A 23,033-nucleotide genomic window follows, 5' to 3' on the forward strand; every position below is an offset into this window, starting at 1 on the left:
TCACTCCTGTCATCGCCCCTCACTCCTCCTGCCATCTGCCGCCGGAGAAACGGCGGAGGGCGTCGACGATGTCGGGTGGCATGACGGGACGGATGTACAACGGCATCACCAGGTACCAGCCGCCCCGACCGCGGAAGACCGCGGGCGGCTCGGGCGCGCCCGGCCGCAGTCGCACGTGCGGACCGTACGTCCGCTGGTTCCTTCCCCGGACGACGACCTGGCGGACGCTCACGGCGACGACATCGCGCCAGGCGTACGAGGCCCTGCGCCGGCCGAGGCCGGCGGTGACTCCGTGGGGGTCGATCCGCAGGGTCATGCGCACCTTCGGCAGCAGGAACGCCACGATGTTGATCAAGAGGGCCAGGCAGGGCCACAGGAGCACGCTGGTCCAGCCGATCCAGGTGTCCCAGTTGCCGGTCACGGCGGTACGCATCAGGGCGACCACCGCGAAGACTCCGCACGGCACCCAGTGGCCCAGGGGCACCCGGCGTTCACGTCCCGAGAGCACGTACTCCCGGTCGTTGGAGACGACGGTCCAGCCTGGCAGGCCGTGCATCGGCGGCACCGCATCGAGGATCTCCGAGAACCTGGGCAGCGGCTCGGAGGCCGCGGGCCCGGGGACGGGCCGCGACTGTGGTCCGGTGACCGTGAGCGGCTGCTGCCGGGGTGCCCTGGCGGCTGCCCTCGGCTCCGGCCGCGGCGCGAGGTGCTCCTGCAATCTGAGGTGGCGGAAGCGGTAGGTTCCGCCGTACCGCTGAAGCAGGCCCGCTCCGTGCGCGTCGCGCAGGAACTCCATCAGTGACCACGGCACCCGTCCGAGGACGGCGAGCCAGGCCTTGGAGACGACCCACAGGCTCCACGGACTCAGCAGAGCGAGCACCAGTGCCGCGCCGGTGAAGCCCTTGGCGAAGGCGACCCCCGCGTCCACGGCACCGTGGCCGGTCAGCAGGCGATGCGCTCCGGTACCCAGGCCGATCAGCGGGGCGACGAGGGCGAGGGTGAGCAGCGCCGTGCGGCGCTCACTGGTCAGCAAGGTGTTGGGGGTTGCCGCGTCGGTGGTGTCCGACGGCGCCGCGATCACCGCCATCAGCAGGGTCGGCAGGACGAAGCCGAGGACGGCCTGGGCCGTGAACGCGTCCGGATCGTGCGTACTCAGGGCGGACCACAGAAGCAGCAGGCTGGGCACGAACAGAACGGCGGCAGCGGTCAGGCCACGGCGCACGGAGACCGGGCGCGATGCGGAGCGCAGGGCCGCCCCCGAACGGAACGGGTTGGCCCGGCGGCGTGGCTCGCCGAACCGGTCGCCGAACCAGTACAGCTGGGCCACCCGGATCCCGGAGCCGAACACGAACCCGCCGAACACGTAGTTCCGCTCGAACAGGTCGATGCGGAAGTACACCGGGTCACCGTGGTGGTCCTGGACCCAGGCCGAGGCCGCGAGCACGGACTCGGTCGCCGCGATCGCGAGGGCCAGGAGCGTCGGCACGGCAAGCAGCCGGGCCGCGGTCGCCCTGTGCAGCTGCCACCAGGCGAACTCGGACGTGCGGCGGCGCTGCAGCTCGCGCGCCAGGAACGCCAGCCATCCGCGGGCCCGGGCCGGGTTCCAGCCGCCCGGGGCGTGCAGACGCTCGCTGTCGGAGGCACGGGGCTCGAAGGCGGCCGGGATCACCGCGTCCATCAGGTGCTTCTCGACGGCCTCCCGGGTGGGGAGCGCGGCGCGGTCCGTGAGATGCGCCGGGTCGGTGTGCCGGCGGCGGTAGGCGCGGCGGGCCAGCCAGATCATCAGGGGTGTGGACAGGGCCTGGCCGAGGGGGCCTTCGGGGTGGTCGGCCAGCTCGTCGACGACCGGGCCCCACTGGGCGTGCCGTTCCGGGGAGGCCGTCCGCAGCAGATGGACGGCGGTGTCGCGCTGCCGGACCGGCAGCGCCTCGATGTCGGAAGCTCCTTCGAGCCGCTGCTCCAGGGCCCGGTACTGCTCGGTTCGGGAGGCCAGCACACAGCCCAGCCGGCGGGGCGCCGCGTTCAGTTCGCGGACGACGGCGACGCGGCGGTGCTCCGGCAGTTCGTCGAGTCCGTCGAGGACGGCGAGAATCCGGCCGTCCCGGACCAGGCGTCTGGCCGGGTGCACGCCGTCCAGCCGGGGCAGCCCCGGGTGGTCCGCGGTGACGCGCGTGATGAGCCAGTCCGCGAACGCCACGTTCTCCGCGTCCCACGACTCCAGCGAGAGGAGGACCGGCACGGGCACCGTGCGGTCGCCCGCCGCTGCGCGGGTGACGTCACCGAGATGGCGTCCGGCCAGCAGCAGGGCCGTCATGGCGAGCAAGGTCGACTTTCCGGAGCCCGGGCCGCCGAGCACGACCAGGCGGCGGACGGGGAGGTCCTGAAGCCTGTCCACGACGGCGTCGGCGCGGTCACTGCGTACCCCGCGTGCCTCGGTGCCGGCGGCGCGCCCGTCACCACCGGCGGCGCCCGCTGGGCCGCCGGGGCCGGGCCCGGCGGCCCAGCGGGCGAGGAAGCGCACGGACAGCGGGGACTCCATGTCGCCCAGCTCCCAGGCGGCGACCTCGGCCGACCACTGGGCGTGCACGGCACGGGCGAGCTCCTCGGCGGCCGTGTCCACGGGTGCGGCGGGAGCCGGCAGGTTGACGACGATGTCGCCCTGTACGTGGCCCGCCTGGATGAGGTACTCGACCGTGCTGTCCCGGACGATGTTGCGCACCTCGGTGGGCGGGTGCCAGTTGTCCCGCGAGTCCCGGGCGTCCCGAGCGCCCCACTCTCCCTGCTGGTCCCCCTCGTCCCGCCCGCCCTGCTGGCCCTGTCGAGTCCCCATGGGGAGGATTCTCATCGCCCGCACCACAGCCCGTCAGGCGAATTCACGCGATTTACCGTCGGGTTGAGAGCGCTGCCGAGCAGGAACGAGGGGCGTGCGCCGCCCCCGGGACCCGTTCCCCGCACTGCGGCACACCTCAGCCCTCAGGAGCCGCATAATGAACGCAGACATCGGATGTCTGAGCGGGAGGCGGGCCATGGCTGTCACGGACGAGGCAATCGAGAAGATCAAGGGAATGATCGTCTCCGGCGCGCTGCGGCCGGGCGACCGGCTCCCCAAGGAGAGCGAACTCGCCGCCGAACTGGGCCTGTCGCGGAACTCGCTGCGCGAGGCGGTGCGCGCGCTGTCGCTGATCCGCATTCTCGACGTACGCCAGGGCGACGGTACGTATGTGACCAGCCTGGACCCCCAGTTGCTGCTGGAGGCGCTGCGCTTCGTGGTGGACTTCCACCGGGACGACACGGTCCTGGAGTTCCTGGCCGTGCGGCGCATTCTGGAACCGGCCGCGACGGCGATGGCGGCGTCCAGGATCAGTGAGGCGGAGCTGGATGTGCTCAGCTCACAGCTGGACGCGCTGGGGCCGCAGCCGTCGGTGGAGGAACTGGTCGCCACGGACCTGGAGTTCCACCGCGGGATCGTCCAGTCCTCCGGCAACTCCGTGCTCTGCTCGCTCCTGGACGGCCTCTCCGGACCGACCACCCGGGCCCGGGTGTGGCGTGGGCTCACCCAGGAGGACGCGGTCGGCCGTACGCTCCACGAGCACCGGGCGATCCTGGCCGCGCTCCGCGACCGTGACGCCGAAGCGGCCCGGTCGTGGGCGACGGTGCACATCGCGAGCGTGGAGCAGTGGCTCCGGTCCACGCTGTGAGCGGCCGCGACCTCGTCGGCGGCGACCAGCCGTCCGGTGGGCCGGCGGGCTTCGAGCGCGGCCCGCTCGGCTGCGGTGGTACGGCGGTCCTGCCAGACGGGCCCTTCCGGATAGCGGTGCGCGGCGAGCGACTCGGGCCGCATCCGGGCGGAGAAGCCCGGGGCGCGCGGCGCGACATAGTGGCCGTCCTCGACGACGGCGGGGGCGGGGGCCGGGGCGGTGAAGTGTTCGTGGAGGTGGTCGACGTACTCGATGACGCGGTTCTCCTTGCTGCCGGAGACGGCGACGTAGTCGAACACCGCGAGATGCTGCACGAGTTCGCACAGGCCTACCCCGCCGGCGTGCGGGCAGACGGGGATGCCGTACTTGGCGGCGAGCAGCAGGATCGCGACGTTCTCGTTGACGCCGGCGACGCGCGCCGCGTCGATCTGGACGAAGTCGACGGCTCCGGCCTGCAGCAGCGGTCTGAAGACGACCCTGGTGGCGACGTGCTCGCCGGTGGCGACCTTGACGGGCTGCCCGGCGCGTACGGCGGCGTGGCCGAGGACGTCGTCGGGGCTGGTGGGCTCCTCGATCCAGTACGGCTGGTACGGAGCGAGGGCTTCCATCCAGCGCAGGGCGTCGGCGACGTCCCAGCGCTGCTTGGCGTCCACGGCGATGCGCACGGCGGGGCCGACGGCCGCACGGGCGAGTTTCAGCCGTCGTACGTCGTCGTCGAGGACGGTGCGGAGCACGACATGGGCGGCCGAGTAGCCGGGGCCGGGGTTCATGGCGTCGGAGCCGTCGAGCTGTTCCGAGGTGGGGAAGCGGATGTCGTGGACCTCGAACCCTGTGACGGTCTGACTCATGCACGCCCCCGACGGTAAGTACGGTGAGTCCGGCGAGTCCGGCGAGTCCGGCGAGTCCGGCGAGTCCGGCGAGTACGGTGAGTCCGGCGAGTCCGGCGAGTCCGGCGAGTCCGGCGAGTCCGGCGAGTCCGGCGAGTCCGGCGAGTCCGGCGAGTCCGGTGAGTCCGTCCAGAACATCGGACCAGGACATCGGACCTCTTACGGTCATCCGATGTATAGCGCCGCTGCGACCATCAGGTCCCGGGTCCGGACCAGAGTTTGTCGGTTACAGCTCGGATGAATCTGCGGCTGGAACCCGTATTCCTCTGACCTATGCCCCTGCCGTATGGAAGTTCACCCGGCCGTGCGCAGGGGCTGCGGGCGGGCACCTGTGAAGCCGTAAGGTTGGGGCGTACGAAAGGGAACGTCGGAAGGAGGCCTGGGTGATCGAGCTCGAGGGGGTTCCCGAGCTGATCGACCCGGTCATGGTGGCCGCGTTCGAGGGCTGGAACGACGCGGGTGACGCCGCCTCCACCGCTGTCGCGCATCTGGACCGGGAATGGAAGGGCGAGGTGTTCGCGGCGCTCGACGCCGAGGACTACTACGACTTCCAGGTCAACCGGCCCACGGTTTGGCTGGACGGCGGGGTACGGAAGATCACGTGGCCCACGACCCGGCTCTCCGTGGTCCGGGTCGGTGGCGAGAAGCCCCGCGACCTGGTGCTGGTCCGCGGGATCGAGCCGTCCATGCGCTGGCGCTCGTTCTGCAACGAGCTGCTCGGCTTCGCCCATGAGCTGGGCGTCGAGATGGTGGTGATCCTGGGCGCGCTGCTCGGCGACACCCCGCACACCCGCCCGGTGCCCGTCAGCGGTGTCACCTCGGATCCGGACCTGGCGCGGACCATGGACCTGGAGGAGACCCGCTACGAGGGCCCCACGGGCATCGTCGGCATCCTCCAGGAGGCGTGCACGCACGCCGGGGTGCCGGCCGTGTCGCTGTGGGCCGCGGTGCCGCACTATGTGTCACAACCGCCCAATCCGAAGGCGACGCTGGCGCTGCTGAACCGGCTGGAGGACCTCATCGACCTCCGTATCCCGCTGGGCGAGCTGCCCGAGGACGCGCGGGCCTGGCAGCTCGGGGTGGACCAACTGGCCTCCGAGGACAGCGAAGTGGCGGAGTACGTGCAGACGCTGGAGGAGGCGCGGGACACCGCGGAACTTCCCGAGGCGTCCGGTGAGGCCATCGCCCGCGAGTTCGAGCGGTATCTGCGGCGGCGGGACGGAGGGCCCGGCCAGGCGCCGGGCGGTCATGCCACGGAGAGCGGGGACGGCTCGTACCTGCGGGACACCTCCAGCGGACGGACGCGGCCGCCGAAGCCGCCGAGGACGGAGCCGGGGCCCGAGGACGACTCGGACTCCACGGACACGTCCGAGGACTGACCGGGACGACGAGCGGGGTGGTGCCGCACCGGCACCACCCCGCTCTGCCGTTCACGCGCTCACACCTGGTCGACCGCCACCACGTCGTACTCGACGTCGGGCGCCGGCTCCACGTCGAAGCGGGCGTTCGGCAGATAGATCCGGTCGCCCCAGGCCGCGGCGGTCGTCGGGATCCGGAAGCGCTCCGGGTCGGTGATCCGGGCGATCGCCCTGCCCCTGGTGCCCGACTCGTTCAGCCGGACCACATCGATCTGGTTCAGCTGCTGCTGCACGATGTACAGGACCCTGCCGAGCAGCAGAATGCCGTCCCCGAACGGGATCCTGAGGTCTCCGAGGTCGACCTTGCGGGCGACGGCCGTGTGCGGGTCGACGCGCATCAGCGAGCCGCCGTCCACCACGGTGTTCACCACCAGCAGAGCGCACCCGTCGGGCGTCCGCTCGATGCCGTTGGCCGTGAAGTCCGGGCCCTGCGCCCAGTCGCCGCTCAGCGCTACGGTCGCCACCTCGCGGGCCGGTTCGCCGTGCCGGTCCAACGGCAGCCGGTAGAGCTGGGGTTGGTAGGAGTCCGTGAACCAGGCCGCGCCCGGGGTGAGGATGACGTCGTTCACCATGGTGCTGGGCGCGCCGACGGTGAAGTTCCTGACGAGCTCCCCGGTGTGGGCGTCGGCGACCCTGATCTCGCGGCTGTAGCCGCCGGAGAGGAACAGCCGCCGCTCCTGCCGGTCGATCTTCAGCCCGACGGTCATGTGTCCGGCGCCGAGCCCCTTGCTGACGACCCGGCCGCGGCCGGTGGCCAGGCTCGCCCGGTACACATCGCCGTTGACGAGGGAGCCGAAGTAGGCGTACGGGCTGCGCCCGATGGTGATGCCCTCGGGTGCGAACCCGTTGGGCAGGAGGAAGCGGGTCGGCCGGAGTTCGCCGCCGGCGGCGGATCCGTCCGCCGCGTGAGCCGGCCCGGTCAACGGTCCCAGGAGCGCGGCCGCGCCGAGGGCGGCGGCCGCCCCGAGAACATTTCTGCGTGCGAAGGAACGTTCCACTGTGCGTCCTTCCAACAAATGATCGACAGATGCTGATACCTCACCACACACCGGGCACCCTCGTACCGCGAATCATGAAGCGGAGGAGAGGGTGCCGGACGGGCACGGGCCCGCCCGGCACCGGGCGTTGACGAGCCGTCAGCCACCGTACGAGCTGTCGGCCCGCGTACGAGCCGTACAGGCCGTCAGCCGCCGTACGAGTAGTCAGCCGCAGCGGAAGCGGGCGGCCGCCCAGTCCGCGTGATCACCGCTCTTGGAGCCGTTGGTGTCGGTGACCTTGAGATGGACGTGCCGTGCCCCCGTCACGTCGACCTCGGCCGGTACGGTCGCGGACGCGCCGCTCAGCTTGGGCGAGGTCCACAGCACCTTGCCGTCCGCCTCGACCGAGAAGGCCACTTCGCCGTAGCCGTTGATCTCGTCGTCGATGCCCACGTCGGCGGTGAACGCGGTGCAGCGGCCGCCGAGGTAGACCTCGATGCCGGAGTCGGCGTGTGCCCCGATCCCCTTCTCGTAGGCCTGTCCGGCGAGGGTGAGCGGATGTCCGTCGCTCGCACCTGATTCGCCGTTGCTGCGGTCCCGTTCGGGCGGACCCCATCCGTTGGTGGACTTCAGCCAGACCAGATCGCTCGCCCAGACGTCGTCGGCCGGTGGCTCCGGCATCACTCCGGCCGCGAACCGCTGGACGGCGGTTCGGGATTCACCGGCGGACCGGTAGCGGGCGGTGGCCGTGAGCGTGGCCTCGCCCGGCTTGGCGTCCTTGGCGGGGGTGACCGCGACCTCGACGCGCTTCGTGGTCCCCGCGGGGATGCGGTCCACGGTCGCAGCCGGCGTCACCTGCCAGCCCGCCGGGGCGTCCAGCGAGACGGAGACCCCGGTCGCGTCGCGGCTGCCCGCGGTGACGTCGACCGCGACCGTGCCCGGCGTACCGGCGCCCAGTTCCTGTCCTCCGGGCGCTGCGACGACGGCCGCGGCTCCCGGGACGCCGCCGCCGACCGCCGCGGTGTTCTTGAGCTCCAGCTCGAAGCCACGGTCGGTGCGCAGGGCCGCGGTCCTGACCTTGACCACACCGCCACGGTCGTCCCGGTCGTACCACCAGCCGTGGCTCGCCGCCTCGTACGCCGCTCTGGAGGAGAGCCGGGGCAGCGTGCGGCCGTCGAGTTCCACGGCGCTGGGTGCGTCACCGGTGTGCAAGGTGAAATGGTACGGCCGCCCTGTCTGCTTGCCCGTGAAGGAGCCCTTGCTCGGGCCGATCCGCACGCTCACATCGCCCGCGCCGCGGCTCGGGGCCTCGACGTCGGCGCGCTGAGTGGCGTACTTGCCGGCCCGGTGTTCGCGCGTCACTCCGTCGTCCTCGTAGAGAGTGAACGACGATGTGCCCTGCGGGTAGATGTCCCAGGCCAGCGGGGAGTCCGCGGTGCGGTCGGCGTACGAGCGGATGCCGCCGGGCCACATGGGGACGGTGGCGCCGGCACGGACGAACAGCGGGAGCGTGTCGAGCGGGGCACTGTAGTTGTCGACGGTGCCCGGACCTTCGTAGGTCCGTCCGCTCCAGTAGTCGATCCAGGTTCCCTTGGGCAGATAGATGCCGTCGCGCTGCACGGCGTCCTGGTAGACGGGTGCGACGAGGAAGTCCTTGCCGCTGAGGAACTCGTACTTCGCGGCGTCCGTCGCCGCCTTGGGATCGTCCGGGTACTCCAGCACGAGCGGGCGGGCGAGGCCGACGCCGGTCTTCGTCGCCTCGTGGGCGTGCGAGTAGATGTATGGCAGCAGGGACTCGTGGAGCTTGAGGTAGTCGCGGTTGACGGAGGTGTACGGCTCGCCGTAGCGGAAGGGCTGCTTGTCGCTGGCGGCCCAGCCGTCCATGGTCATCGTGACCGGGAGGAACATCTTCCACTGCAGATCGCGGGTGTACGTCTTCGGGCTGCCGCCGAAGATGCCGTCCACGTCGCCCGTCGTGTAGGCGAGGCCGGACATGGACGCGCCCGCGTAGGTCGGGATCTGCCAGCGGATGTACTCCCAGGTGCCGGACTGGTCGCCGGACCACTGGACGCCGCAGCGCTGGGCTCCGGACCAGCTCTCGGGCGCCCAGGTGAAGCCGCGGGCGTCACTGTTCGCCTCGATGCCGGCGTGGGCGTCCTTGCAGCCGTCGAGGGCGAACTTGTAGCCCGCGCCGACCCAGGCGACATCGAGCTTGGCGACGCGCTGGCCGGCCTTCACCTGGTCGGCGAGCTTGTCGAGGCCGTCCTCGGTCCACAGGCCGAGCTGCATCTTGCGCTGCTGGAGGCCCTGGGCGGTCTCGGCGAGGTTCTCGTAGCCGCAGCCGTAGCCGTCGTTGACGAGCATCCAGCCGTTGGGCATGTCGTGCTCGACGTAGCCGTCGGCGACCTTGAGTGCGTCCAGGGTGTGCCGTTCACCGCGGTTGGCGTTGTGGAGATAGCAGTCGGCGTCGCCGATCTCCAGGCCGTAGACGGGCGGCATGAAGGGCTTTCCGGTGAGCCGGGTGTACTGCCCGATGACGTCCTTGGCGCTCGGCCCGGCGAAGTAGTAGGCGTCGAAGCGCTGTTCCTTCGCGGTGGTGGTCACCGGCTCGCCGAAGACATACGTGTTGGGCGCGTAGGTGTTGCGGTAGACGCCGTAGCCGGCCGAGGAGAGGTAGAACGGGACGGAGTTGGGGTGGCCGCCGTCGTTCCAGTTGTAGTCGACGCCGACCTCGACGGTCTTTCCGCGGTGGGAGGTGTTGCCGCGGCCGTTCTGCATGCCTGCGCCGTAGTACTGCTCGTCGGCGCCGCGGGCGAGGCTCTGGGTGGTGGTCGTGCCGGTCCAGGTCAGGCCCTTGGTCTCGGCCCAGAGCTGGGTGCCGTCGGCGCGGTGGAGCGCGAAGCGCAGCGGTGACTTGTAGGCGCGCAATGTCACCTTTGACGTGCTGAGTTCGTAGCGGTCGCCGCGGTCCGTCCAGCGGGTCGCGGGCGGTTTGCCCTGCGGCAGGACGATGTCGGTGCCGGTGGGGTCGGTGAACCTGCCGTCCGGGGCGAGTTCGAGGCGGAAGGTCTCCGCGGAGACGAAGCTGACGCGGGCCTCGGCCTGCCCGGCGGTCAGTCGGTAGACGGGTCCTTCGGCGGTGAAGCCGGTGACGTCCCCGACGGTGGTGGGGGCCGGGTCGGCCTCGGCGCTTCCCGGTCCCGCGAACACCGCGAGGAGACCGAGCAGGGCTCCGGCCACCGCCGCTCTGATGCGTATTGGTGATTGCATAGGGCGTACTTAGCGCAGAAACGAGCATGTGACCATGGACAAAACAGACCCGCCCCCGGACTCGGGTCGAGTCCGGGGGCGGGTTTCGGAAAGGGACAGGACTACAGGGCGACGCCCAACAGGGCGTCCACGGCACGCGACACCAGACCGGGAGCGCTCTCGTCCGTGCCGCCTTCGGCCTGCTGGCGCTCGGCCCAGCGGTCGACGGCGGCCAGCGCGGCGGGGGCGTCCAGGTCGTTCGCCAGGGCGTCGCGGATCTCCTCGACGAGCGCGTCGGCGGACGGCCCGTCAGGACGGGACACGGCGGCGCGCCAGCGGTCGAGGCGGGCCACGGCGTCCTGCAGGACCTGGTCGGTCCACTCCCAGTCGGCGCGGTAGTGGTGCGAGAGCAGCGCCAGCCGGATGGCGGCCGGGTCCACGCCCTCGCGGCGCAGCGTGGAGACGAAGACCAGGTTGCCCTTGGACTTGGACATCTTCTCGCCGTGCAGGGCGACCATCCCGGCGTGCACATAGGCCTTGGCGAACGGGTACTCGCCGGTGAGGGCCTGGGCGTGCGAGGCGCCCATCTCGTGGTGCGGGAAGGCGAGATCGGAGCCGCCGCCCTGGACGTCGAAGCCCATGCCGAGGTGGTCGAGGGCGATGGCCACGCACTCGATGTGCCAGCCGGGACGGCCGGGGCCGAGGGTGCCGCCGTCCCAGCTCGGCTCGCCCGGGCGGGCGGCCATCCAGAGCATGGGGTCGAGCGGGTTCTTCTTTCCGGGGCGGTCGGGGTCGCCGCCCCGCTCGGCGGAGAGGGCGCGCATCAGGTCGGCGTCGTAGTGCGACACCTGGCCGAAGTGCGGGTCGGCCTCCACCGAGAAGTACACGTCCCCGTCGAGCTCGTACGCGGCGCCGGCGTCGCGCAGCCGCTCGACGAGCGGAACGATTCCCGGTATGGCCTCGACGGCGCCGATGTAGTGCTGCGGGGGAAGCATCCGCAGGGCGGTCATGTCCTCGCGGAACAGTGTGGTCTCGCGCTCCGCGAGCTCGGTCCAGTCCTGTCCGTCGCGGATGGCGCGCTCCAGGAGCGGATCATCCACGTCGGTGACGTTCTGGACGTAGTGAACCTGCCGCTTGGTGTCGAGCCACACGCGCTGCACGAGGTCGAACGCGTTGTAGGTCGCCGCGTGACCCAGGTGGGTCGCGTCGTACGGGGTGATGCCGCAGACGTAGATACGGGCGACGGGACCGGGGTCGAGGGTGACGAGGCCGCCGGTCGCGGTGTCGTGGATCCGGAGGTCGCGGCCCGTGCCGGGCAGGGCGGGGACCTCAGAAGCGGGCCAGGCATGCATGTCATGAGCGTAACCGGATGCGCGTTCCGGATACGAACCGGATGGCTCCTCTTGGCCGGTTCGGCCCTCTTGCGCTTACGACCGGCGTGGGGGTACGGCGCCCTGTGGCGACGCTCCTGGGGGTGCCTACACCGGGGGCCACGGGATCGCGGGCCAGCTGCCCGAGGGCTCCGGATGGTGGGCCGTCTCACGCAGCGCCGCGACCCGGGAGCGGACGGCGTCCAACTCTGCCGGGGTGAGGAGTGCCGCGAGGCGTGCGGCCAGGGGTCCGTCCTCGGCGAGGGACGCGGCCAGGATCCCGAGGACCTCGACGGCCTCGGGGGGCAGCGGCTCACCCGCCCATCCCCACAGCAGCGTCCGGAGCTTGTCGTCCACGTTGAACGTCACCCCGTGGTCGATCGCGTAGAGATGCCCGTCCGCGGTCGGCAGCAGGTGCCCGCCCTTGCGGTCACCGTTGTTGATCACCGCGTCCAGTACGGCCAGTCTCCGCAGCCGGGGGTCGTCGGCGTGCACGAGGAGCGCCGTCCGCCCCTCCCCGACCTCCGCCAGGGCGACCGCCTTCCAGCCGTCCCCCGGCTCGTCGTCCTCCACCAGTGCCAGCAGGGAGGGTGCCGAAGGGTCCGCTTCGATCCAGAGCTGGACCATGCCCTCGCCGTAGGGCCCGTCCCGCAGCACGGTCGGAGGCACCAGCCCCCAGCCGGTCGCCTCGGACAGCTCGTACGCCGCCACCTCCCGCTGCGCCAGCGTCCCGTCGGGGAAGTCCCACAGCGGCCGCTCCCCCGCGACCGGCTTGTACACGCAGTGCGCTTCCTCGCCGTCGTACGCGACGGAGCAGTACAGCACCGCGTTGGACGCCTCGCGGACCCGGCCGCGAACGGTCAGCTCACCGTTGGTGAGCAGGTCGAGCGCCGGGTCGAGCGCGGTCACGCTCCGCGGCGGTATCCGTTCTGGCGCGGACATACATGTCCCTCCGGGTCGAGCGGCAGGCTGCACAGGGGGCACGGCGGCCGCCCCGCGTTCACGACGTCCAGGGCACGCTTGGCGAAGGCCCTCGCCTGCGCGCCGGTCAGCCGGACGCGCAGCATCGGCGGACCGTTCTCCTCGTCCTGCAGCAGCCGTTCCTCGGCCTCCGCGAGGTCCTCCTCGGAGTCCGCGTCCAGCTCGACGAGCGCCTGCGCCTCGACGATCATGCGCTGTTCCTCGCCGTCCCAGGCCAGCGCCATCGTGCCGACCCGGAACTCCTCCTCCACCGGCACGTCGAGCGGCGCGGTGTCGGCGATGTCCGCGGGCGCCATGGCAGGCACCGGGGCATTGCCCCCGGTGCGCCGCACGACCTCGTCGAGCAGTTCGTCGATCCGCTCGGCGAGCGCGGCCACCTGGGTCTTCTCCAGGGCCACACTGGTCACCCGCCCCCCTGCGGAAGCCTGCAGGAAGAACGTACGGCGTCCAGGCAGCCCGACCGTACCGGCGACGAACCGCTCCGGTGGGTCGTAGAGGTACACCTGACGGGACACGTCCTGTCTCCCTCGGATCAGTGGTGGGGTCGTTTCGGCCCGTCCACCCTACTGCGCGGATCGATCACGGTGCGCCCGCGCCGCCGCCGACGACCGCGGACCCGTCCTTGCCGTTCTCCCGCGACTTGAACGCGCCGAGGTCGCCGGTGTCTCCCAGCCGCAGCAGGAAGGGGCGGAGCGGGGTGTAGCGGATCGCCGTCACGGAGCACGGCTCGACGTGGAGCCGCTGGAAGAGGTCGAGGTGCATGCCCAGGGCGTCGGCCACCACCGACTTGATGATGTCGCCGTGCGAGCACATCAGATACACGGCGTCCTCGCCGTGCTCCGCCTCGATGCGCGCGTTCCAGTCCCGTACGGCCTCGACGGCCCGCGTCTGCATGGCGCGCATCGACTCGCCGCCGGGGAACGCCGCGGCGGAGGGGTGCTGCTGCACGATCTTCATCAGCGGTTCGTCGGCGAGTTCGGCGAGCTTGCGGCCGGACCAGTCGCCGTAATGGCACTCGCCGATCCGTTCGTCGGTGTGCAGCGGCAGTTCCGGCCGTGCGTCGAGCAGCGGCCGCAGGGTCTCCCGGCAGCGCTCCAGGGGGCTGGTGACGGCGGCGGCGAGCTGCACGTCCGCGAGCCGTCCGGGCAGCGCGGCGGCCTGCGCGGCGCCGCGGTCGTCGAGGACGACGCCGGGCGTCCAGCCCGCGAGCACCCCCGCGGTGTTGGCGGTGGACCGTCCGTGGCGTACGAGGATCAACGTGGCCATGGCGGCCAGCCTAGGGCCTGTCGTTCGGATCTTGCCGGGCTCGCGTGCCCTGGCACGCACATCTGCGGCGTTGTCGTCAGTCGCCTCCACAGTGGCTCCCTCCTCCGCCTTGCATCTGCACGCGCCAGACCCCGCTCGCTGATCCGGCCTGATCCGAACGACAGGCCCTGGGCGGTGTGCCAGCGACCGCATACGCCGAGGCATCTCCTCGCCGTGGGGATGCGGGCGGACCGCCGGCGCGGAAGAATGCGCCCGTGATCGTCGACTACGCCATCTACCGGGAGGGCCGCCGTACCAAGGGCCCCGACGACTTCTCCGACGCGCTCGACGAGGCCCGCGCGACCGGGGACGCCTTCCTGTGGATCGGGCTGTACGAACCGACCCAGGACGAGTTCGACACCGTCAGCAGCGAGTTCGGGCTGCACCCGCTGGCGGTCGAGGACGCGCTCACGGCCCATCAGCGGCCCAAGCTCGAGGTGTACGACGACTCCCTGTTCATGGTCCTCAAGCCGGTGGCGTACGACGCGGAGCGCGACACCGTCTCCGCCGACGAGGTGATGGTCTTCATCGGTGACTCGTTCGTGGTGACGGTCCGGCACGGGGAGAGCGCGCCACTGCATGCGGTACGGGTGCGGCTGGAGGCCGATCCGAACGTGCTCAAGCACGGCCCGACGGCGGTCCTGTACGCCGTCAGCGACGCCATCGTCGACCACTACATCGACGTCGCCGGCGAGCTCCAGCTGGATCTGGAGGGGATGGAGGCGGAAGTCTTCGCGCCCGTCGGAGGGGACACCCGGAACACTGCCGCCAAGATCTACAACTTCAAGCGGCAGGTGCTGGAGTTCCGCCGGGCCACCGTGCCTCTGGCGTCGCCGATGGCCCGGCTCGCGGGGGCGGCCGTGCCCTTCGTGCATGAGCACTCGCAGCCGTTCTTCCGGGACGTCAACGACCATCTGACACGCGTCAACGAACAGGTGGAGGGCCTCGACAGGCTGCTCTCGGACATCCTGTCCGCGCATCTCGCGCAGATGGGCGTGCAGCAGAACGACGACGTGCGGAAGATCTCCGCATGGGCGGCCATGATCGCCGTCCCCACCATGGTCGCCGGGATCTACGGCATGAACTTCGACCACATGCCCGAGCTGCACTGGGGGTGGACGTACCCGGCGCTGATCCTGGCCATGGCCGCGGTGGTGCTCGGGCTGCACCGGCTGTTCAAGCGCCGCGGCTGGCTGTGATCCGGGCTGCGGTGCCTCAGACGACGGTGCCTCAGACGACGGTGGCCGTGGTCGCCGGTCCTCCCCCTGCCTCCGGCGGGGGGACCCCCAGGGCGTCGCGCCGCTCGGGCATCGTCAGAGTGACCATGCGCCGCCAGCCTCCGGCGCGCTCGTACGCGTACATGGCGTGGATCCCGGCGGCAAGCACGGCGGACTTGGGCCTGGGCCACCTGAGCAGCCTGGCCATGTGGGACATGACGGCGAGGCTGACGTCCCGGTAGATCGCGATCTCGGTGAGGGCGCACTCGCGCAGGGTGCTCTGGATGGCGCGGCCGTGGCCGGCGTAGGCGAGGCGGAGCAACTCCTCGTGGCAGTACGCCAGGTGGTTGTCCTCGTCGTGACAGATCTGCGTGATGGCCTTGCCGACCTCGGGGTGCTCGCCGAAGTGCTTCACCAGCATGTCCATCTGGTCGGCGGCGCGCTGCTCGGTGACCCGGCTGTGCGAGAGGTAGACGACGATGTCGTGCTCGGTGAGCGGCTCGTCGCGGCGCAGCTTGTCGTGGGCGAGGCCGATGCCCCGGCGCTCCAGCAGCATCGTGTAGTCGGTCTCGGGCGGGACCTCGACCGGGTCGAGGCCCCGCTTCTTCAGCAGCCCGTTGAAGATGCGGCCGTGTTTGTCCTCGTCGGCGCCGTGCCGGGTGATCTTCGGGGCGAGGGCCCGCATGGTGCCGGGGACGAGCGCGGCGATCCGGCCGTTCTCCCAGCCGCCCTGGGTCTCGCCGCTGGCCGCGATCGAGCAGAAGAGCTGGTAGGAATCGTCGTTGTCGAGGATTTCCTGGAAAAGGCTCCGGGCCGAGAGCATCACTGCCACCTCCGTCAGGTGTCCGCAAAGAACGAGTCAAATGCGGACCGGACGGACCGGCAACAGCAGCGCCGGACGACTCGGCCGAATGAGAGCGCAGGGGGCGGGCGGCGAGGGGTGCGGCAGGCCGCGCGGGGAGCGTTACCGAGGGGGCGGTGGCGCGTTATCAGCGTGACGGCCGTGGCGGGGATGACCCCGAGCCCCCACCACGGCCGCAGACGTTTCTCAGGCGAGGCCGGAGCGCTCCAGGGCGTCCGTGCCGGCCCGCAGGGCGGCGAGCCGCTCGTCGAGGGTGAAGCCCGCGGGAGCCAGAGTCAGGGTGGTCACACCGGCCGCGGCGTACGCCTGCATCCGCTCGGCGATCCGGTCGACGGAGCCGAGCAGGGTGGTCGAGTCGATCAGCTCGTGCGGTACGGCGGCGGCGGCGCCGTCCTTGTCGCCGGAGAGGTACTTGTCCTGGATCTCCGCGGCTTCCTTCTCGTAGCCCATGCGCTGGGCGAGCTGGTTGTAGAAGTTCTGCTTGCGGCTGCCCATGCCGCCGACGTACAGCGCGGTGTACGGCCGGAACATGTCGGCCAGGGCCTTGACGTCGTCGCCGACGGCGAGCGGCACGGTGGGGCAGACGTCGAAGCCGTCCATGGTCTTCCCGGCCTTCTCGCGGCCCGCGCGGATGTGGCGGATCGCGGTGTCCTCCAGGTGGTCGGCGGAGGGGAAGATCAGCAGGGCGCCGTCGGCGATCTCGCCGGTCTGCTCCAGGTTCTTGGGACCGATGGCGGCGATGTACAGCGGGATGTGCTCGCGCTGCGGGTGGACGGTGAGCTTGATCGGCTTGCCCGGGCCGCCGGGCAGCGGAAGGGTCCAGTGCTCGCCTTCGTACGAGAGGCGCTCGCGGGTCATCGCCTTGCGGACGATCTCGACGTACTCGCGGGTGCGGGAGAGGGGCTTGTCGAACTTGACGCCGTACCAGCCCTCGGAGACCTGCGGGCCCGAGACGCCGAGGCCGAGGCGGAAGCGGCCGCCGGAGAGCGAGTCGAGGGTGGCGGCGGTCATCGCCGTCATCGCGGGCTGGCGGGCGGGGATCTGGAGGATGGCGGAGCCGACGTCGATGCTCTCGGTCTGCGCGGCGACCCAGGCGAGCACGGTCGGGGCGTCGGAGCCGTACGCCTCGGCGGCCCAGCAGACGTCGTAGCCGAGGCGGTCCGCCTCCTGCGCGACGGCGAGGTTGTCGCCGTCCATCCCCGCGCCCCAGTAGCCGAGGTTGATGCCGAGCCGCATACCGCTCCCCTTACCGATGAGTAACGTCCCTTCGCGGGGACTCTAGCGCGGGCGGCCGGGATCCGTCAGTGCCGGTTCGGGGGCGAGTTGTCCACAGGGTCGCTCCGGGTGGGGCTGTGGCCAGTAATCTCGCGGCCATGGAGCAGAGGCATCTCGGCCGTACCGGCCTGCGTGTGTCCCGGATCGGGCTCGGCACCCTGACGTGGGGGCGCGACACCGACGAGCACGACGCCGCCGACCAGTTGAAGGCCTTCTGGGAGGCGGGCGGCACGCTGGTCGACACGGCCGATGTGTACGGCGGCGGGGAAGCCGAGTATCTGCTGGGGCAGCTGGTGGAGCGACTGGTGCCGCGGCGCGATCTGGTCATCGCCACGAAGTCGGGCAGCGTGCTCGACCCGGACCGCCGGTTCGACGGCTCGCGAGGTCATCTGCTGGCGGCGCTGGACGCGTCGCTCGAGCGGCTCGGCACGGACCATGTGGACCTGTGGCAGGTCCACGGCTTCGATCCGCACACCCCGCTGGAGGAAACCCTCCAGGCGCTGGACGTCGCGGTGAGCAGTGGCCGGGCGCGCTATGCCGGTGTGGCGGACTTCTGCGGCTGGCAGCTCGCGAAGGCGGCGACCTGGCAGCTCGCGGCCCCGGGCATACGGACCCGCCTGGCCAGCACGCAGATGGAGTACTCACTGCTGCAGCGCGGTGTCGAGCGAGAGGTGCTGCCCGCGGCGCTGGACCTCGGCGTGGGCCTGCTGCCGTCGTCTCCGCTGGGCCGTGGCGTGCTCACCGGCAAGTACCGGCACGGGACGCCGGCGGACTCGCGCGGGGCTTCGGAGCAGCTGGCGCCCTTCGTGGAGCCGTATCTGGACGAGGCCGCGAGCCGGATCGTGGACGCGGTGACGACGGCCGCCGACGGGCTCGCGACCACGCCGCTGGAAGTGGCGCTCGCATGGGTCCGGGACCGTCCCGGCGTGGTGGCCCCGATCGTCGGCGCGCGCAACGCGCAGCAGCTCACGGCCGCATTGTCAGTGGAGAGCCTTAGTCTTCCTGACGAGATCTGCCAGGCGCTCGACGATGTGTCGGCGCCCGTGCACCGCTATCCCGATCAGGACTGGAGCACGCTGTGACTGCGCTTCCCGGGGCGACCCCCGGATCCCCGGCCGACGACTCCGCCGCCGAGGCCCCCGAGGGCGTCGCCTCCGACGCACCCGCCCAGGCGGACCCGGGCCCCGCGACGGGCGGTCCCGGTCCGGCCGACGGTGCGCGGGACACGCGGACGGACGGGGAGACCGGCAGCGCGGACGGCTCGGGCGAGCCGGACGGGGGGACCGGCGAGGACGGCACGGCGGACACGGCGGGCCGGGCGGGCGAGGGCGCCGAGGTGTCCGAGGCGGAGGCCGAGCTTGCCGCGCAGCGGGAGCTGAGGGCGCGCATCGAGCAGCGGAAGGCCGAGAAGGGCGGGCCGATCGCGGCCGGCGGGAAGCTGAGCGGGACGGCCGCCGATCTGCTGGCCGCGGTACGGGCCGTGGAGAGCGGGGAGAAGCCGGGGGCCGCGTTCTTCGACGCGCCGACCTCGCCTCGGCGGCCGGCGCCGTCCTCCGTGCCCGCACCGGCCCGGCCGAGGGTGCCGAAGCCGGAGCGCGGCCCGCAGCAGGCCGACCCGCAGGCCGTGGCGGCCGTGCTGGAGGTGCTGGTGACGGGTGGGGCGCCCGAGGGGCTCGCGACGCGGGTCGCCGGGGTGCTCGGTGAGCAGGCCGCGGAGGCGCTGCGCGAGGATCCGTGGCGGCTGCTGGCCGTGCCCGGGGTGCGGCCGGAGCAGGCCGACGGATTCGCCCGGGCACTGCTCGGCGCGGAGTGCGGGCCGGGCGACGCGCGGCGGGCGGCAGCGCTGGTGACCTGGCTGCTGGAGCGCGCTGCGCTCCAGGGGCACACGGCGCTGGAGTCGTCTTCCGTGCGCGCCGCGCTCGCCGAGCGTTCCGTGCCCGAGCCGGACGAGGCGCTGGAGCACGCCATCGGTGAGGGAACCGTGCTGGTCTTCCAGGACGGTGTGGAGGACCACGAGCAGGGTGAGGAGGCAGCGGAGGGCGAGGAGGCCGCCGAGGAGCAGCGGTCCGTGCCCGTGCTGCTGGGCCTCGACCGGTATGCACTTGCCGAGGAGAGCCTCGCGGACGGACTGGCCCGGCTGGTCAGGACGGTCCAGGAGACGTCCTTCGAGGACGCGGCGGACAAGGCCGGCTCTTCGTCGGCCGCGGAGCTGATCCGTGCCGCCGCCGCGCACGGGCTCGTGGTGCACACGGGCGGCGAGGCGGCGCGGGCCGAACCGGCGGCCCTGGTCGAGGCGGCCCGCGCCCTCGGGCTGCGCGCGGTGGCCGCGGCCCACGGTGAGAACGGCCGGCGCAGGCTGGGCGCCGACGCGGTCACCGTGCAGGGGCTCCTCTCGGGTGCGCAGGGCCCGGTCCGGGGCGAGGACGGCACGCTCGCCCTCGATCTGCTCGCCGTGCTCGACGCACCGCAGCTGGATGTCGAGACCGCGGCGATGCTCGTGGAGTCGCTCCCGGACGGCTGTCGGCTGGTGCTGAGCGGTGACCCCGGGGTGCTGTGGTCGGCGGGTGCGGGCCGGGTGTTCGCCGATGTGGTGGCCGCCCGTGTGTGCCCGCAGATCGCGTCCCGCACACCGGACCCGGGCCCGCTGGGCGAGCTGGTCTCCGGCATCGGCATCGGTGAGCTGACGCAGGTGGACGCGCCGGGCAAGGAGGTCGTCATCGTTCCCGTGCGGGACGCGGGCGAGGCGGTGCACCGGACGGTCCAGCTGGTCGCGGACTCGGTGCCCCGGGCGATCGGGGTTCCGGCCTCGGAGACCCAGGTGATCACGGTCGGCCATGGCGGGGGCGCGGGCACCCGCGCGCTCAACGCCGCACTGAAGCAGCGGCTCAACCCCGGTCCCGGCCGCTTCGGCGGCTTCGACCCGGGCGACCGGGTCGCCTATGTCCCGGCGCCGGGCCGCACTCTGCACGGCGCGGTGGTCTCGGCCGACGCGGAGGGCCTGCGGCTCGACTGCGAGGGCACGCCCGTCGTCGTACCGAAGGAGCGGGTCGAGTCGGCGGTACGGCACGGCTGGGCGCTCACGGCGCACCAGGCGGCGGGGATGCGCTGGGCCGCCGCGGTCGTGGTCCTGCCCGGTGACGCTGCGCAGGGCCTGAGCCGCCCCTGGGTGTACACCGCGTTCAGCCGCGGCGAGCGCCATCTGTCCGTGGTCCACGGCGTGGACCAGGCACTTCCGCGCGCGGTCGCGGAGGTCCCGGCTCCGTCGCGAACGACCCGGCTGCGGGTCCTGCTCGAAGGGCTCCTCACGCCCCGGAACGAGTGAACCCTTGGCCGGGGTTCTCGGCTGCGAAAGCGTGCTGTCCCCCCGGGCAGGCGCCCGGAGGTCCGTCCGCAATCGCCGGACGGGCTCGGTACGCACGCCGCCCACCGTCGAGCAGGGACGGGCTGCGGGGCGATGAGGGGCAGCCCCCGGCCCACGGGGGCCGGGGGCGTACGCCCCGAAGTTTCACCTGTCCGCGGTGTCCAGGTCGTCCCGGTCCTCGTCCACGTCCTCCTCGTCGAAGACCGAGCTGACGTCGAAGCGGCAGACGACGTGCTCCGGATCGGCCTGGTCGAACGGGGTGCTCAGCCACTCGCCCGGCTCGGGAAGCTCCTCCGCCGCGGACACCCACAGCGTCGAGTCGCCCTCCTCCAGACCGAACTCTTTGTGCCGGGAGGCGATTTCGTCCGGTTCGAACTCACCGAAGAGCACACCGAGCGCGGCGTGCACGCTCGTGCCGACCACCGCCGCATGCGCCTCGTCCGCGGTTTCGTCGCGGTCGAGATCGGCGATGCGCTGCGCCTGGGCGAGCAGCCGCTGCGGCTCCACCACGGCGTAGTCGCGGCGGATGAGGACACTCAGCGCGTTCGGTTCGTCGGGGCCCGCGTAGGGGGGCAGGGAGTCGTCCGCTCCGGGGATCTCGAAGGGGGTTACTTCGTCGTAGCGGTCGTAGAGCCGCTCGTCGTACGCCTCGGCCGCGGCGGCAAGCGCATTGAACGCCGCGAACACCGCCGGGTCGTCCTCTCCCGTGCGGCTTTCGACCGCTTCGAGGTGACGGTCCAGCGCGGCTTTGACCGCCTCGGCGGCGGCGCGAACCTCGGCAGCCGTGGGCTGCGCAGGAGCGGAAGCATCAGACATAGTGCAGACGCTATCCGTACTGGGCCTCTGCCCGCACAATAGATGCGATGCCGGAATACGAATTTGTCGACGTGTACGTGCCTCGCGGGGTCTCCCGCAAGGAGGCCACCCGTCTGCTGACCGACCATGCCGAATACGGACACTGGGAGTTGGACCGACTGACTCTGCGGCGGGACGGCAGCCGCAGGGTGCGGCTGCGCCGTCGCATCATCCGTCAGGTACGCGCCACGTGGTGAGTTCCTGCAGGACGAGAGGTGACGAAAAGACGGAGCGGGCCCGCGGTTGCGGGCCCGCTCCGTTGTGTCACGGCTCAATCACGCGGAGGCGCGGGCCCTTCGGTAGAGGACCACACCGCCGAGCAGCAGGCCGGCGCCCGCCGGGATCACGAATCCGAGCGAACCGGCACCGGTCTGCGCGAGCTCGTCGGTGCCCTTGGGCGGCGTGACGGTGTTGGCACCCGGCGTGTTCGGGCCGGAGGACTCGATCGGCGTTGCCGGCTCTCCGGGTTCGCCGGGCTCACCAGGCTGACCGGGCTCTTCCGGTTCGCCGGGCTCACCAGGCTGACCGGGCTCTTCCGGTTCGCCGGGCTCACCAGGCTCCCCGGGCTCACCAGGCTCACCGGGCTCACCGGGCTCTTCCGGTTCGCCGGGCTCACCAGGCTCCCCGGGCTCTCCCGGCTCACCGGGGCTGTTCCCGTCCGAGCCGTTGCCGCAGTCGTTGCCGACCGCGCCGTTGCCGAGGCCGCCGATCGTCACGCTGTTCCCGCACGCGTTCACGGGCACATCGACGGGCACCTGGACGCTGTTGCCGGAGGCGACTCCGGGAGAGTTCGCCGTGCCGCCCTCGGCGTGGGCGCCTCCGCCGTGGTCCGACGTATTGGCGCAGCTGTTCCCGAACGCGGGGTTGAGTACACCGATGACGTTCACGGTGTTGCCGCAGATGTTGACCGGCACATGCACCGGAGCCTGGACCGAATTCCCGGAAAGCACTCCCGGGGAATTCGACGCACCCCCCTCGGCGCCCGAGTCCGCGTGCGCGTAGCCACCACTGAGGGCGGCGAGCACGCTGCCCGCGGCCGCCGCGGTGATCAGGCCTTTTCGCGCGACCTGTCGCATAGCTGGTTTCCTGCCTTCTGACTTCCGGAATACCCCGGGCGCCGCGCCCGGGGGTGGAACACGGGCGGCCCCGGAGTGCATGGCGCGCACTCCGAGGCCGCCGGGGTCACTCCCTCACGGGGCAAGACTCAACGTCAGTCGTTGACACAGACGTTGCCGAAGGCGGGGTTCAGCAGCCCGATCACGGAGACCGTGTTGCCGCAGACGTTCACCGGGATGTGGATGGGCGCCTGAATGACATTGCCCGAAAGCACACCCGGGGAGTGCACGGCGGCACCCTGCGCGCCCGAGTCGGCGACGGCCATGCCCGCACCCGCGAGAACCAGACCACCAGTGGCAGCCGCAGCAGCGACGACCTTCTTGATCATTATTCCTCCTTGTTGGCAATGCGGTCCCAGCCGCGGGCCGCACACCTGTAACGAGGAGGGGTTAATGGAGCTACTAGCTTATGGTCCCATTCACTCTTTTCAGTCAAATACGCACGCGTGGACGAATGCTGGAG

At 71.7% G+C, this 23,033-nt stretch carries 18 protein-coding genes and 1 pseudogene; 6 read left to right on the plus strand and 13 right to left on the minus strand.

Annotated elements, in window-relative coordinates; genetic code table 11:
• Nucleotides 1–19: 19 nt before the first annotated feature.
• Nucleotides 20–2,830 carry an NACHT domain-containing protein gene (locus tag AC0699_RS01455; RefSeq protein WP_478654240.1) on the minus strand — a complete coding sequence of 937 codons (2,811 nt, stop codon included), beginning with the start codon at nt 2,828–2,830 and terminating at the stop codon, nt 20–22.
• Between the two features lie 196 nt (nt 2,831–3,026).
• Here AC0699_RS01455 and AC0699_RS01460 point away from each other — a divergent pair, with 196 nt between their 5' ends.
• Nucleotides 3,027–3,698: a FadR/GntR family transcriptional regulator gene (locus AC0699_RS01460; RefSeq protein WP_478654242.1), complete on the plus strand. Its 672-nt coding sequence runs from the start codon at nt 3,027–3,029 to the stop codon at nt 3,696–3,698.
• A gap of 77 nt (nt 3,699–3,775) precedes the next feature.
• Here AC0699_RS01460 and AC0699_RS01465 read toward each other — a convergent pair.
• Nucleotides 3,776–4,417: pseudogene (locus AC0699_RS01465) on the minus strand (enolase C-terminal domain-like protein); the annotation flags it as partial.
• A gap of 551 nt (nt 4,418–4,968) precedes the next feature.
• Between AC0699_RS01465 and AC0699_RS01470 the strand changes: the two are divergent.
• Nucleotides 4,969–5,964, plus strand: coding sequence for a PAC2 family protein (locus tag AC0699_RS01470; RefSeq protein ID WP_478654245.1), 996 nt, complete (start codon nt 4,969–4,971; stop codon nt 5,962–5,964).
• A gap of 59 nt (nt 5,965–6,023) precedes the next feature.
• Here the strand turns inward: AC0699_RS01470 and AC0699_RS01475 are convergent, their stop codons facing one another.
• The 6 genes from AC0699_RS01475 to AC0699_RS01500 all read right to left on the minus strand — a co-directional run bounded on the left by AC0699_RS01475 (nt 6,024) and on the right by AC0699_RS01500 (nt 13,846).
• Nucleotides 6,024–7,001: an SMP-30/gluconolactonase/LRE family protein gene (locus AC0699_RS01475; RefSeq protein WP_478654247.1), complete on the minus strand. Its 978-nt coding sequence runs from the start codon at nt 6,999–7,001 to the stop codon at nt 6,024–6,026.
• A gap of 204 nt (nt 7,002–7,205) precedes the next feature.
• A complete protein-coding gene (locus AC0699_RS01480) occupies nt 7,206–10,250 on the minus strand; it encodes an NPCBM/NEW2 domain-containing protein (RefSeq protein ID WP_478654249.1) in 3,045 nt (1,014 codons plus the stop codon).
• A gap of 101 nt (nt 10,251–10,351) precedes the next feature.
• On the minus strand, nt 10,352–11,581 hold the full coding sequence (mshC, locus tag AC0699_RS01485; RefSeq protein ID WP_478654252.1) for a cysteine--1-D-myo-inosityl 2-amino-2-deoxy-alpha-D-glucopyranoside ligase: 1,230 nt from the start codon (nt 11,579–11,581) through the stop codon (nt 10,352–10,354).
• 126 nt (nt 11,582–11,707) lie between these two features.
• Nucleotides 11,708–12,541, minus strand: coding sequence for an SCO1664 family protein (locus AC0699_RS01490; RefSeq protein WP_478654254.1), 834 nt, complete (start codon nt 12,539–12,541; stop codon nt 11,708–11,710).
• Entirely contained in the window at nt 12,505–13,095 is a 591-nt protein-coding gene (locus AC0699_RS01495) for a DUF3090 domain-containing protein (protein ID WP_453662440.1), read from the minus strand. The genes AC0699_RS01490 and AC0699_RS01495 overlap by 37 nt, the downstream gene beginning before the upstream one ends.
• 64 nt (nt 13,096–13,159) lie before the next feature.
• Nucleotides 13,160–13,846 carry a histidine phosphatase family protein gene (locus tag AC0699_RS01500; protein WP_478654256.1) on the minus strand — a complete coding sequence of 229 codons (687 nt, stop codon included), beginning with the start codon at nt 13,844–13,846 and terminating at the stop codon, nt 13,160–13,162.
• 254 nt (nt 13,847–14,100) lie between these two features.
• Between AC0699_RS01500 and corA the strand changes: the two genes are divergently transcribed.
• Nucleotides 14,101–15,084 carry a magnesium/cobalt transporter CorA gene (gene corA, locus AC0699_RS01505; protein WP_478654259.1) on the plus strand — a complete coding sequence of 328 codons (984 nt, stop codon included), beginning with the start codon at nt 14,101–14,103 and terminating at the stop codon, nt 15,082–15,084.
• Nucleotides 15,085–15,115: 31 nt separating this feature from the next.
• Here corA and AC0699_RS01510 read toward each other — a convergent pair whose 3' ends face one another.
• Both AC0699_RS01510 and AC0699_RS01515 read right to left on the minus strand, forming a co-directional pair.
• Complete coding sequence (locus AC0699_RS01510) at nt 15,116–15,925, minus strand: ferritin-like domain-containing protein (protein WP_478654261.1); 810 nt, start codon at nt 15,923–15,925, stop codon at nt 15,116–15,118.
• Between the two features lie 225 nt (nt 15,926–16,150).
• A complete protein-coding gene (locus AC0699_RS01515; RefSeq protein ID WP_453662447.1) occupies nt 16,151–17,200 on the minus strand; it encodes an LLM class F420-dependent oxidoreductase in 1,050 nt (349 codons plus the stop codon).
• Between the two features lie 137 nt (nt 17,201–17,337).
• On the opposite strand from AC0699_RS01515, the gene AC0699_RS01520 reads away from it, so the two are divergent.
• On the plus strand, nt 17,338–18,321 hold the full coding sequence (locus AC0699_RS01520) for an aldo/keto reductase (protein ID WP_478654264.1): 984 nt from the start codon (nt 17,338–17,340) through the stop codon (nt 18,319–18,321).
• A complete protein-coding gene (locus tag AC0699_RS01525) occupies nt 18,318–20,561 on the plus strand; it encodes a helix-hairpin-helix domain-containing protein (protein ID WP_478654266.1) in 2,244 nt (747 codons plus the stop codon). Before AC0699_RS01520 ends, AC0699_RS01525 begins: the two co-directional genes overlap by 4 nt.
• Nucleotides 20,562–20,744: 183 nt before the next feature.
• On the opposite strand, the gene AC0699_RS01530 is transcribed toward AC0699_RS01525, so the two are convergent.
• On the minus strand, nt 20,745–21,416 hold the full coding sequence (locus tag AC0699_RS01530) for a hypothetical protein (RefSeq protein WP_469767771.1): 672 nt from the start codon (nt 21,414–21,416) through the stop codon (nt 20,745–20,747).
• A 47-nt stretch (nt 21,417–21,463) separates the two neighbouring features.
• On the opposite strand from AC0699_RS01530, the gene AC0699_RS01535 reads away from it, so the two are divergent.
• Nucleotides 21,464–21,652: a DUF5703 family protein gene (locus AC0699_RS01535; RefSeq protein WP_137990344.1), complete on the plus strand. Its 189-nt coding sequence runs from the start codon at nt 21,464–21,466 to the stop codon at nt 21,650–21,652.
• A 78-nt stretch (nt 21,653–21,730) separates the two neighbouring features.
• Here AC0699_RS01535 and AC0699_RS01540 read toward each other — a convergent pair whose 3' ends face one another.
• Both AC0699_RS01540 and chpH read right to left on the minus strand, forming a co-directional pair.
• Entirely contained in the window at nt 21,731–22,531 is an 801-nt protein-coding gene (locus AC0699_RS01540) for a chaplin (protein WP_478654268.1), read from the minus strand.
• A gap of 134 nt (nt 22,532–22,665) precedes the next feature.
• Nucleotides 22,666–22,899 (minus strand): chaplin ChpH, encoded by a 234-nt coding sequence (gene chpH, locus AC0699_RS01545; protein WP_478654271.1) that lies wholly within the window; start codon nt 22,897–22,899, stop codon nt 22,666–22,668.
• Between the last annotated feature and the right edge of the window lie 134 nt (nt 22,900–23,033).

The organism is Streptomyces sp. NPDC043870 (assembly GCF_056435785.1).